We start from the raw sequence: 10,827 nt of genomic DNA, 5'->3' as shown, positions 1-10,827 counted from the left end.
GTTGTTTCTCGGTGATATCCACGGGGGCGGCGGTGCAAAGGGGCATGGCGAACAAACTCAAGCAGCGGGAAGTTGACGTGTTCAGCATGATAACGAACACAGCCCGCAAGCGGTGCCAGAATTTTCACTCTGCAGCACTAGATCAGGGCGGTCTGATCTTGCTCGACGGTTTGGACGAGGCGCCCGACGCCCATGACCACCGCGCGCAGATCAAACATGTTGTAGAGGACTTCGCGGCCGTGTTTTCCCGGTGCCGGTTCCTCATCACCAGCCGTACCTATGCCTATCAGCGCCAGGAGTGGAGGATTGATGGCTTCGCGGAGGTCTCTCTACGGCCCTTTAGGCGCGGCCAGGTTCGCGACTTCGCGGACGCTTGGTATGCCCACATGGTCGAACTCCTGCGCCTCCCGCCGGCCGCCGCCCGGGACCGCGCCGAGGTCCTCACCCACACCGTTGCGCGCAACGAGCGCATCCGCGAACTGGCCGACCGCCCGCTGCTCCTGACTCTGATCGCGCAGTTGCAGACCGAGGGTGGGGCGGGGCTGCCGGAGCGGCGCGAGGAGATCTATGACAAGGCGGTCGAGATGCTACTCACCAAGTGGGAGACGATGAAGGTCCGGGAGCGCGCCGACGGCACCAAGGAGATCGAACCGAGCCTCGCCGAATGGCTCAATGCCGGCCGCAACGACATCCGCCGCCAGCTCAACCGGCTCGCCTTCGCGGCCCACCGCGACCAGCCGGAGCTGACCGGCACCGCCGACATCCGCCAGGAAACCCTGATCTGCGCCCTGCTCGCGGCCGGCACCCCTCGCGCCGACCTGAACGTGGGGCTCCTGGAGCGTTACCTGCGCGACCGCGCCGGCATCCTGGCTTTCCATGGGGTGGGGATGTACCGGTTCCCAGATCGTTCCATTCAGGAATACCTGGCCGCCTGCCACCTGACCGACGACGAGTTTCCGGACCAACTGGCGTACCTCGCCCGCGCCGACCCCAACCGCTGGCGCGAGGTCACCCTGTTGGCCAGCGCCAAGGCAGCGCGCGGGTCCTCGCTCAGCGCCTGGGCGGTGGCCGACACCCTGTGTCCGGCGCCGCCGCCAAATGGGCCGCCCCCGATCGTCGACCATTGGGGCGGGTTGCTCGCTGGGTGCGTCCTGGTGGAGTGTGGTGACTTGGCGAAGGTCGCGGCGCGCAACGAGGACAAGCTCGTCCGGGTCCGGGACTGGCAATCCAGCATCCTGCGCGGTGCGGCCCTGCCGGCGACCGAGCGGGCACTTGCGGGGTGCTCGCTGACCGTGCTCGGCGATCCGCGGCCGGAGGTGATGACGCTCGACGGGATGCAGTTCTGCCTGGTGCCGTCTGGGCCGTTCGTGATGGGCGACGCTGGGGGGCTGGATGACGAGAGGCCCCAGCATAGCGTTGACTTGGCCTATCCATACGTCATCGGGCGCTTCCCGGTCACCTTGGCGCAGTGGCGCGAGTATGTACGGCTCAGTGGTCGCCTGCCGGACAATGAACGCAACCTGGGTGGGCGGGACAATGACCCAGTGTTATACGTGAGTTGGCACGATGCGATGGGCTTCTGCCGCTTCCTCAGCCAAGCCTGGCAGGGGCTGTTGCCGCCGGGCTTCGTCGTCACCCTCCCGTCCGAGCCGGAGTGGGAAAAGGCCGCCCGGGGTGGCGAACAGGTGCCCGTCGACGGCCGGTGGGTGACATCCCAGCGGCTCAACGAGGAACTGGTGGCACTATCGACCTGGACATTGGGACCGAATCCAGCCCCGCGTCGCGCCTATCCCTGGGGCGATTCTTTCGACGCTGACCTGGCCAATCTCGAATCGATCATCGGTGAGACCAGCGTGATCGGCTGCTATCCGGCGGGCCGGAGCCCCTACGGCTGCGAGGAGATGACCGGCAACGTTGGTGAGTGGACGCGCAGCCTGTGGGGCAAGTACGTTTTCAGCCCGGAGTTTTCCTATCCTTACGATCCCACTGACTCGGCACGCGAGCGACTTGATGCCAGGAGCGATGTCTTGCGGGTTGTGCGCGGTGGCTCGTGGCGCTCCCCGCGCGGCCAGGCGCGTTGTGCCGCCCGCACCGGGCATCCCCCTGACACCCGGATCGACACCTTGGGCTTTCGTGTGGTGTTGCGTCTTGCCCCTATTTTCTAGCAGGGTTGTTTGGTTGTAACCCATGGGTTACATTTTTCACATGAGGACGATTCACACCACCGAACACTTCGATTTCTGGTTCAACGGTTTGCGCGACCCGCATGGCAAGGCGCGGATCGCGGCACGGTTGCGGCGCGTGGAGCAGGGCAATTTCGGGGATGTGAAACCGGTGGGCGAAGGCGTCAGCGAACTGCGGGTCGACTGCGGTCCGGGATACCGTATCTATCTGGCGCAGCGCGGGACTGAGACGGTGATCCTGCTGGCCGGCGGCGACAAAGGCAGCCAGGCAAGAGACATCAAGACCGCACGCGCGTTGGCGCAGCAACTTTAGGAGGGCAGCATGGGTGAACTGAAACTGCGACGCTGGGATGTCGTTGAACACCTCAAGACTGCGCAAGACATGGCGCTGTACTTCGATGCCTGCATCGACGAAGACCCCGGCGACGGCAGTCTGATCCGCGCGGCGTTGAGCGACATTGCTCGCGCCCACGGCATGGCCCAATTGGCCCGTGAGACCGGTCTGGCCCGCGAAGGACTGTATCGGGCTTTGGCCCCCGATGGTAACCCGGAGTTTGCCACGGTCATCAAGGTGATCAAGGCCCTGGGGCTGAAACTGCGTGCTGACACCGCGCCGGCATGACCGCACCGCCGCCCCGGATCGAACAGCTCAAACGCGCCCACGCGGCAGGCCTGATCGACCAGGACACCTATGACGCCGCCGTGGCCGCCCTGGCGGCGCCAACCGGCAGCTGCGCCATTGCCCAAGGGCCGGAGGCGCTCGCCGTCGGTGCGGGCGGTGTTGCCGTTCAGGGTGACAACACGGGCACGATCAACCTGGGCCTGCTGATCCAGCAGGGGACCCAGCCCGGCGCCAGCCCGGCCACCCTGACCCGCGCCTATCTCGCCCGCATCCTGACCCAGGCCAATCAACTGCCGCTCTTCGTCGGCGACGGCGCCAACGCCCAGGTCCGGCTCTCGGCGGTCTATACCGCCCTGCTGATCCAGGGCGGCAGCGTGGAGGCCGCGCCCGACGGTGGGCGCTCGCTCGAACGCCCGGACCGCCACCCCTCCGCCCTGGACGCACTGAACACCGCGTCGCGCCTGGTCCTGCTGGGCGGCCCCGGCAGCGGCAAGAGCACCTTCGTCAACTTCGTCGCCCTGTCCCTGGCCGGCGAACTGCTCAAAGTCCCGGGTCCGAACCTGGAGACGCTGACCGCGCCCCTGCCCAACGAGGACGGCGACGACAAGGCCCAAGCACCCCAACGCTGGGACCACGGCCCACTCCTGCCGGTGCCGGTGGTGCTGCGGGATCTGGCGAGCCAATTGCCGCCGCCCGGCATCCCGGTCAACGCCGAAACCCTCTGGCGCTTTCTCCAAGGCCGCCTCAAGCAGGCCGCGCTGGAGGACTTCGCCCCGGTGCTCAAGCAGCGCCTCCTGGACCAGGGCGGCCTGATCCTGTTGGACGGTCTGGACGAGGTGCCCGATGCCCACGAGCGCCGCGCCCAGATCAAGCAGGCGGTGCAGGACTTCGCGGCCAGCTTCTCCCGCTGCCGCTTCCTGGTGACCAGCCGCACCTATGCCTATCAGCGCCAGGAGTGGCAGCTCGATGGGTTCACGCAGACCCATCTGCTGCCGTTGCGCACCGGCCAGATCAAGGGCTTCGTGGACGCCTGGTATGCCCACATGGTCGAGCTCCTGCGCCTCACGCCCGCCGCCGCCCGGGACCGGGCCGAGGTCCTGATCCGCACGGTGGAGCGCAACGAGCGCATCCGCGAACTGGCCGAGCGCCCGCTGCTGCTCACCCTGATCGCCCAGTTGCAGACATACGGGTCGTGCGCGGCGGCTCGTGGGTCAACCATCGAGTCCTCGCGCGCGGTGCCTATCGCTTCAGGAATCAACCCGGCCACCGGTACTTCAACTTGGCGTTCCGTGTCGTGTTGCGTTCTGCCCCTGTTTCTTCAGCTCCGTCCTCTGTCACTCTGAACTCTGAACTCTGGACTCTGATCCTCTGATTCCAGAGGGGGTCCGGGGGAGACTTCCCCCGGTCGCCGCGCGCAGCGCTCGATTTTTTTCTGGCTCCCACGCTCCGCGTGGGAGCAAGTGCGGGCGCTCCGCGTCCATGAATCAGACCGGACGCGGAGCGCCCGCGCGGCATTCCCACGCGGGAGCGTGGGAACGAGATGCGACGCGCATCCCGCGGTGCCATCTTAGCGCCTTATGTGGCCTGCCGCGGAATAGGATGCCCCGCAAACAGGTACCCGCGCAGCCCCCAGGTATCGGCATAACGGACATGATTGATCCACCCCTGCACGGACGCATCCAATTCGGCGAATGAGCACTTTCCGGCCTGGTAGGCATTGAGGTTCCGCTCAAACCGGCGGGTGAAGTTCACGGCATTGCGTCGCTTCAGCAGGCGATGCGTCGGATACACGACGAAGCCCAGCCAGGGGATGCCGCAGCCGGTGGGCAAGACCTGGGTGGCGGCCTCGTGGATCGTCAAGCGCTCCTGCGCCAAGCGCGCGATCACCGCCTCCTTCCAGGCATACAGCGTGCTCTTGCTGTCGCTGAACATAGCAAAATCATCCACATATCGCAGATAGGCGCCGCAGCCCAGTTCACGCTGCACAAACCAGTCAAAGTCGTTCAGCATGCGAGCCGGATGGTCGCCGGGGTCGGCAAGCTGCTGGGTGGTTGGATCAAAAAGACGCGTTCCGTCATCTCCGGTGGGCCAGCGGCGAGCGGGTGGCCCGACGCGGCCGGCGCGGATTGAGTAGAAGGGGGCGGGTACGGCGGGTGCGATCACCTGGCCGTACCCCGGCTTCTGTATGCGCCCGGCGCGGGCGATGCCCCTGGTGTCGCCCTGCCTTGCGGCCTGCGCGCGGACCAGACCTGTCTGGCGCTGTTCTTCTTCCTTCACCTCGGCGGACAAACCGGCTTGCGCCAATCGGCCCGCATTGCTGGAGCGCGGCCGGCACTGGTGTACCGGTACGCCGTCCCGCCCCCTGGCGAGACCAGAAGAAGGGGTTGAAGAACGTGGGCAGAACGCAAGACGACACGGAACCCCAAGTTGTTGTTCCGGTTGCCGGGTTGATTCCTGTTGCGATAGGCACCGCGCGCGTTGTCTCGATGGTTGTTCCACGAGCCGCCGCGCACGACCTCTCCAGACCGCCTGACCGGATGTCGCCACCCGGCGCGGGCAGCATAGCAAAAAAATCGAGCGCTGCGCGCGGCGACGGGGGAAGTCTCCCCCGGACCCCCTCTGGAGTGCAGAGGATCAGAGTACAGAGTCCGGAGTGACAGAGGACGGAGCTGAAGAAACAGGGGCAGAACGCAAGACGACACGGAACCCCAAGCCGAGGCCCCGGGCGCCGGGAAGAACCCCGCCGCGATAGGCACCGCGCGCGAGGTCACGATGGTTGCTCCACGAGCCGCCGCGCACGACTAACCACTCTTCATTTGATGGATTAGGGCTTTCACGACCGTCCCCTGGTCGATAGGGGTAGGCTTGGTAGCGGCTGCACGTCCATTCCCAGACATTGCCAATCATGTCATGCAGACCGAACCCGTTGGCCGGGAAGCAGCCGACCGCAGAGGTGTCCCCGATCTTGGCGTCATCGTAATTGGCGCGATTCGGGTCCCGGACGTCGCCCCAGGAATATACCGTGTCGGACAGCCCGCCCCGCGCCGCCTTCTCCCACTCCAGTTCGCTCGGCAGGGCGACCCGCCAGGACCCTCCCCCTACCAACCGGGCGATCTCGTTCCCGGCCAGGAATTCACTGGCAAGGGCCTGGTTCAGCCACTCGCAATAGGCCAGCGCCTCGCGCCAATCGACATAGCGCACGGGTCGGTTATCCGCGTCACGCAAGGCATTCGCGTTGCCCGGCCGGACCTCGGCCGCCTCGCAGTAGGCCCTGAACTGCGCGACCGTGACCGGATAGCGGGCGCAGTAGAACGCCGGCGTTGGCGTGGCAAGGTCATTGATTTCGTCGTCGGATACGTCGTAGCCGACGACCTGTGAGACCTGCTTCTTATCCCTGCTCCGGGTGCCGATCTTGAACTGCGGGTCGGCCGGGATGCGCACAAAGCCAAGCAGGTCATCGGCCGGCAGGTGCCAGCGCCGCGGATCAAACCGGGGGTCGCCCAAACGCCCCAGGGTATCACCGGCCCGGGCGCGCACCGGGGGCCGCGAGTCCCTGAGCGCCTCGGCATCGCCCATCAGGGTCAGTATGCGTTGCGCACAACGCGTCCGCAGCGCCTCGCCGCTCTTTTGCCACTCCAGGGTGGCCGCGCCCGCCAGTTCGGCGGCTGAAAAACGCGCATTCGCGGTCGTGCCCGTGGCGGCCAGCTCGCCCAGCAAGCGCCGGGCCGCCCCGGCGGCATTCTTGGCCAGGTAGCCGGCCAGCAGCAGGATGGGCTCGCGCCACCAGGGGTCTTCCAGGTGGTCGGTCAGGCAGTCGAGCATGGCCTGACGGCTGTCGCGGCCGGGGACCTCGGCCAGATAGCGCGCGACCAGGAACTCCTGGAAGGCCAGATGGATGAAACGATAGGTGCCGTCGCGCTCCTCCACCACACTGCCGCGCTGGCGGGCGTGGCCGATAAATGCCTTGATATAGGGTTGGAATTCCGCCTTTTCGCGCAGTGCCGCCGCCAAGGCCCGCTCGTCGATCTCCCGGCCCTGGTCGCGGCCCTGTTGGTGCATGTGGATGGCGAGGTGCTGCGCCATCTCGCGAAAGTCCTCCCAATCCGTCGCCAGCTCGTGGCGATCCTCCTCTTCGCGCCCGTAGTCGACCCGCAATAGGGCCTCGATGGCCTTATCGAACAGATCGGCGCGGGCATCCGGCAGTTGCCGGTAACTCTCATTCACGATCAAGAGCAGCCGCACCATCAGCGGACTATCCACCAGGATACTGGCCTCCGGGCCCAGACGGGCGCGGCGCTCATCCTCCAGTTGCCCAATCCGGTCAAGCAGTTCCTGCGCGCGGTTGGCGCGCGCGACGGCATCGCGCGGGTGAATGCAGTCATAGGCCTGGCGCACCATGGGCGTGACGTGCTGGGTGAAGTCCAGCGGTTGCACGACGAGTTCACGGAACCCGGCGCCTAGCAGGCTGTCGGACTTAGTGATGCAACCGATTGAATGCAAAGAGTTTCCTCTTTTGCGCCAAAAAGTCGTTTTCCTGTTTAATCAATCGGTTACGCCATCAAGTCCGACAGGCTGCTAGGGCGGTGAGCGCGCTGCGGTAGGCGATGGTCCGGCAGGTGACGACGACCCGCACCTGCGGGTGCCCGTGGACCAGGTCCACCACGGCTTGGCGCACGGCGGCGCGTTCGTCCTCGTTCGCGACCTCGTCGAGTCCGTCGAGCAGCAGGAGCAGGTTGCGCCCGTCCTTGAGCAACTGGGCAAAGAAGTCGTCCGGCAAGTCGAAGTCGGCCTGCTTGCCGATCAGGTAGCAGGAGATGCCGTTGGCCAGGGTGCGGGCGCGCGGGGACGCGTTGGCCGGCTGATGGCGCCGATAGCGGGCAAAGTACGCCAGCGGCATGAAGATCGGCAGCGGCAGTTCGCGTGGGGCAAGCTCAAGGCCGAGGCGCGAGCGGGTGGGCTCGGCCGCGTCGGCGAGCAGCGAGGAGGCCAGCGCCCAGGCCATGTGCATCAGGACGGTGGTCTTGCCGGACCCCGGCCCGCCGATGATGACCAGGTGATGGGCCAGGCCGAGCGCCTGGTTCAGCGCGATCTCGGTGGTGTGTGGTGCGGAATCGGTGTCGTCGGCCAGGGCCGCGGCGCCGCGCCGCCCTGCTGGCTCCAGCGTGTCGCCGCCGCGCGGCGTGGGCCGGGCGCGCAGTGGGACATAGGCCGTCTCCAGGGGCAGCGAAATGACCGAGGTCCCGTCCGGTCGCGCAATACCGCGCAGTTCAATCGACGCGGTGTAGGAGCGCAGCCAGCCGAGGTAGCCGGCCACCCGTTGCGCGATCTGCGCTTTGGACAGGCGTTCGCCCGCCGCGGCGTAGTAGCGCTCGATGAATTGGAGGCCGGTGTTGATGTTGCCCGCGTTGTCTTCCAGGCTGACGGCGCGCGCGCCGAGCGCGGTGCTGCCGGCTTGGGCGAGCGCGCCGGGGCCGGTCAGGTTTGCCCGTTGGGCGTTGGCGAGTTCGGCCCGTAATTGGGCCATCTCCCGCTGCATCGCTTCCATGCCAGTCGGTTCGGTCGGTTCAGTGGCCATGCGAAAGGGCTCCCTTATGTCTATCCAACTCGGGAAGCCGCGCTTCCCGGACCGCATGCCCAAGCGACGAGATTCGGCAAGTATTCATTGGGACCTCCCCGTAGCCCGGATGGAGCGATAGCGGAATCCGGGGCAACCTTGCCGACACATGAGGGATCAGCGATTTACGCCGGGGACCTGGATTGCGCTGCGCTCCATCCAGGCTACGGCAAACCGCTTCGTGGAATACTTGCCCCGTCTCGGAGCTTGGGCACGAGCAGACAGCGGGATCGGCGGCTTCGGGCATGGGTCTATCCGCCACCCTTGGTGATCTTGTCCCGACCAACAAAGTCCCCGCCGGCACTGACATTGCCGCCGATGTAAGCGCCGCCGCCGGTATCGATCTGGGTTCGGGTGTTGATGGTACCGGTGTTCTTGCCGCGGATGAGGACGCCCCCGGCACCGACCGCGGTCGCCCGGTCCCCCTGGGCGATGGCGCCGCTGCCGGTCAGGTTGGCCTGGTACCGGTCGCCGAGGGACTGCGCATGCGCCGGGTTGACCTCGCGCACCGCGGTGCCCGCGGGCGGCTGGGCGGTGTCGTCGAAGTCACCGAGCACGGTCGCGCCGCGATAGAGCGCGACGGCGAAGGGGCCGACGCCCTTGAGCACCGTCAGTTCCGGTTCCTGGGTGGCCCCGTACTGCCGGCGCACGGTCTCCTCGATGGTGAAATACAGATGCGTGTAGAGGTCGAAGGCGCTCAAATAGCCGCGGGTGCTGCTGGTGCCGCGGCCTTGCAGTCCGTCCACCAGGGCCTGGGTGAAGAGGGTCAGGGCGCCGGTGCCGATGTAGGACTGTTGGCCTTCGCGGCAGGCGGTGATGATGATCCGCCCCTCGCCGGTGGAGAGTAGGGCGGCGGCGGTTGGGGCCGGCAGTGGGGTGCCGGTGTAGGGCGTGTCGGGGCCGAGGGTCGGCGCCAGTTCGCCCGCGTGGCAGGCGTTGACCACCAGCAGCAGGCGCTTGGCCTTGATGGCGCGCAAGCGGGCGATGAACTCGCCTTGGCGCAGGCCGCTGCCGCTCGCGATCCGGCCGCCGCTCAGGCGGGTGTCGTGGGTGGTGAGATAGTAGTCGCCGTCGTCGCCATAGTCGCCATGGCCGCAGAAATACAGCAAGACGGTGTCGGCCGCGCCGACCCGCTCACCGAGTGCGTCGAGTGCGGCGAGGATGCCGACGCGGCTGGCGCCGGCATCATGCAGGACCGCCACTTGATCGGCCGGGTAACCGCAGTACGCCGGGTCGCGCAGGACACCGGCCAGGGCCTGGGCGTCGGTGGCGGCGATCGGCACATCGAGATGCGGTTCGTGCGCGTAGGTGCCGACGCCGATCAGCAGGGCGTGACCCTGGGTGAATGCCATGGGAAATCTCCGGTCCTCTATTGGTACGGGGATCTTATCGCGGATTGGGGGATCAGGCGGGAGTGCGTTGATTGTCGTTCCGGCCATCCCGGAGTCCAAGGCTTCTGCCTTGGGGCTGCAACAACAAGGCTGAAGCCTTGGACTCCAGAAGATGGCCGCCGGCTGGAACGCTGATCAAGGCCCTCGAGAGACTGGCAAGTATTCGCAGACACCAAACTCTGGGGCGTCTGGGAGCGCCGACATTCTGTCGGCGACGGCGCGAAGCGCCGTTGGGTCCTCGCGAAAATAACGCCTGCTGCGATTATCCGCGAAACCGCGAACCGCCTGCGGCGGTTGGCCGACAGAATGTCGGCGCTCCCAAGCGCGAACCTCCGCGGCCCGGCACCGATTCTTGCCCAGTCTCTTGAGCCGTGTTGCGAGTGCGTATTGCGTCAATCTTGACGTGCTTCAGTCGTGACGTGATGCGCCTTTGGTGCAAGCAGCGACGGGAGACATTTCCCCTCGCTATGCGCAATGCCCTCACCGCACGTCCGCCTGCACCGCCGCGTCGATGCGCTCCACAATTACCTGGAAGAAGGGGTTGCTGCGGATGCGCGCGAACTGCCCGAGCGGCAGGAGGAGCGCCCCGGTTTCGCCCCGCGGCGCGACCTGCCCGAGCGGGAACGCCAGGCCATCGGGTGCCGGGCGCGGACTCAGGCCATACATCGGGTCGTCCAGGGGCATGGGGATGGCGAGGTGCCCCAGCGAGAACGCGGCCTCGGGCCAGGTGAGCCCGGTGGGCCGGGGGACGGCCTCGCGGCTGCCGGGTTCGCGGATCCATTGCGCGACCTCATCGCTGTCGCGGCGAAGGTTGCCGATCAGGGTGAGACGAAATGGCAGGGCCGGTACCTCAGTCATCCGGTCAAAGGCCAGCCGCGGCCCTCTGTGCCAATGTAGGTGAGACAGCACCCCCCGGTTAAATTACTGTAGGGCGGTCTGAAGGAGATCACCGATGGCAACGCATGTGAAACACGTTCTGGTCGACGCGCTGGGGGAGGAAACGCAGGGAGCCCGTAG

Annotated in this window: 10 protein-coding genes; 4 read left to right on the top strand and 6 right to left on the bottom strand. The window is 66.7% G+C overall.

Annotated elements, in window-relative coordinates; all coding sequences use genetic code 11:
- From QZX93_RS25010 to QZX93_RS24995, 4 genes are all read left to right on the top strand, one after another.
- A partial coding sequence (locus QZX93_RS25010; protein WP_295392187.1) for an SUMF1/EgtB/PvdO family nonheme iron enzyme occupies positions 1 to 2,165 on the top strand: 2,165 nt, incomplete at its 5' end.
- A gap of 40 nt (positions 2,166 to 2,205) precedes the next feature.
- Entirely contained in the window at positions 2,206 to 2,496 is a 291-nt protein-coding gene (locus tag QZX93_RS25005; RefSeq protein WP_295392188.1) for a type II toxin-antitoxin system RelE/ParE family toxin, read from the top strand.
- Between the two features lie 9 nt (positions 2,497 to 2,505).
- A complete protein-coding gene (locus tag QZX93_RS25000; protein WP_295392186.1) occupies positions 2,506 to 2,805 on the top strand; it encodes an addiction module antidote protein in 300 nt (99 codons plus the stop codon).
- Complete coding sequence (locus QZX93_RS24995) at positions 2,802 to 4,148, top strand: NACHT domain-containing protein (RefSeq protein WP_295392185.1); 1,347 nt, start codon at positions 2,802 to 2,804, stop codon at positions 4,146 to 4,148. The genes QZX93_RS25000 and QZX93_RS24995 overlap by 4 nt, the downstream gene beginning before the upstream one ends.
- Positions 4,149 to 4,380: 232 nt before the next feature.
- On the opposite strand, the gene QZX93_RS24990 is transcribed toward QZX93_RS24995, so the two are convergent.
- The 6 genes from QZX93_RS24990 to QZX93_RS24970 all read right to left on the bottom strand — a co-directional run bounded on the left by QZX93_RS24990 (position 4,381) and on the right by QZX93_RS24970 (position 10,668).
- Positions 4,381 to 5,094, bottom strand: a complete 714-nt coding sequence (locus QZX93_RS24990; protein WP_295392184.1) for an RNA-directed DNA polymerase — start codon at positions 5,092 to 5,094, stop codon at positions 4,381 to 4,383.
- Complete coding sequence (locus QZX93_RS27525; protein ID WP_366761191.1) at positions 5,079 to 5,507, bottom strand: SUMF1/EgtB/PvdO family nonheme iron enzyme; 429 nt, start codon at positions 5,505 to 5,507, stop codon at positions 5,079 to 5,081. Before QZX93_RS27525 ends, QZX93_RS24990 begins: the two co-directional genes overlap by 16 nt.
- Positions 5,440 to 7,305 carry an SUMF1/EgtB/PvdO family nonheme iron enzyme gene (locus QZX93_RS24985; protein ID WP_295392182.1) on the bottom strand — a complete coding sequence of 622 codons (1,866 nt, stop codon included), beginning with the start codon at positions 7,303 to 7,305 and terminating at the stop codon, positions 5,440 to 5,442. Before QZX93_RS24985 ends, QZX93_RS27525 begins: the two co-directional genes overlap by 68 nt.
- Before the next feature lie 58 nt (positions 7,306 to 7,363).
- The gene (locus QZX93_RS24980; protein WP_295392180.1) at positions 7,364 to 8,380 is read right to left on the bottom strand and encodes an NACHT domain-containing protein; all 1,017 of its coding nucleotides are present in this window, start codon (positions 8,378 to 8,380) and stop codon (positions 7,364 to 7,366) included.
- A gap of 290 nt (positions 8,381 to 8,670) precedes the next feature.
- Complete coding sequence (locus tag QZX93_RS24975) at positions 8,671 to 9,771, bottom strand: caspase family protein (RefSeq protein WP_295392179.1); 1,101 nt, start codon at positions 9,769 to 9,771, stop codon at positions 8,671 to 8,673.
- A 519-nt stretch (positions 9,772 to 10,290) separates the two neighbouring features.
- The gene (locus QZX93_RS24970) at positions 10,291 to 10,668 is read right to left on the bottom strand and encodes a hypothetical protein (RefSeq protein ID WP_295392177.1); all 378 of its coding nucleotides are present in this window, start codon (positions 10,666 to 10,668) and stop codon (positions 10,291 to 10,293) included.
- Positions 10,669 to 10,827: the final 159 nt, after the last annotated feature.

Source organism: uncultured Thiodictyon sp., assembly GCF_903946935.1.
Lineage (GTDB): Bacteria > Pseudomonadota > Gammaproteobacteria > Chromatiales > Chromatiaceae > Thiodictyon.
Note: the sequence above shows the minus strand (reverse complement) of the source record. Positions and strands in the feature narration are given on the sequence as shown.

Bases quoted from the DNA above. Each gene is read 5' to 3' on its own strand.
- QZX93_RS25005 (WP_295392188.1), top strand. From the start codon at position 2,206: ATGAGGACGATTCACACCACCGAACACTTCGATTTCTGGTTCAACGGT.
- QZX93_RS24980 (WP_295392180.1), bottom strand. From the start codon at position 8,380: ATGGCCACTGAACCGACCGAACCGACTGGCATGGAAGCGATGCAGCGG.
- QZX93_RS25000 (WP_295392186.1), top strand. From the start codon at position 2,506: ATGGGTGAACTGAAACTGCGACGCTGGGATGTCGTTGAACACCTCAAG.
- QZX93_RS24995 (WP_295392185.1), top strand. From the start codon at position 2,802: ATGACCGCACCGCCGCCCCGGATCGAACAGCTCAAACGCGCCCACGCG.
- QZX93_RS24970 (WP_295392177.1), bottom strand. From the start codon at position 10,668: ATGACTGAGGTACCGGCCCTGCCATTTCGTCTCACCCTGATCGGCAAC.
- QZX93_RS24975 (WP_295392179.1), bottom strand. From the start codon at position 9,771: ATGGCATTCACCCAGGGTCACGCCCTGCTGATCGGCGTCGGCACCTAC.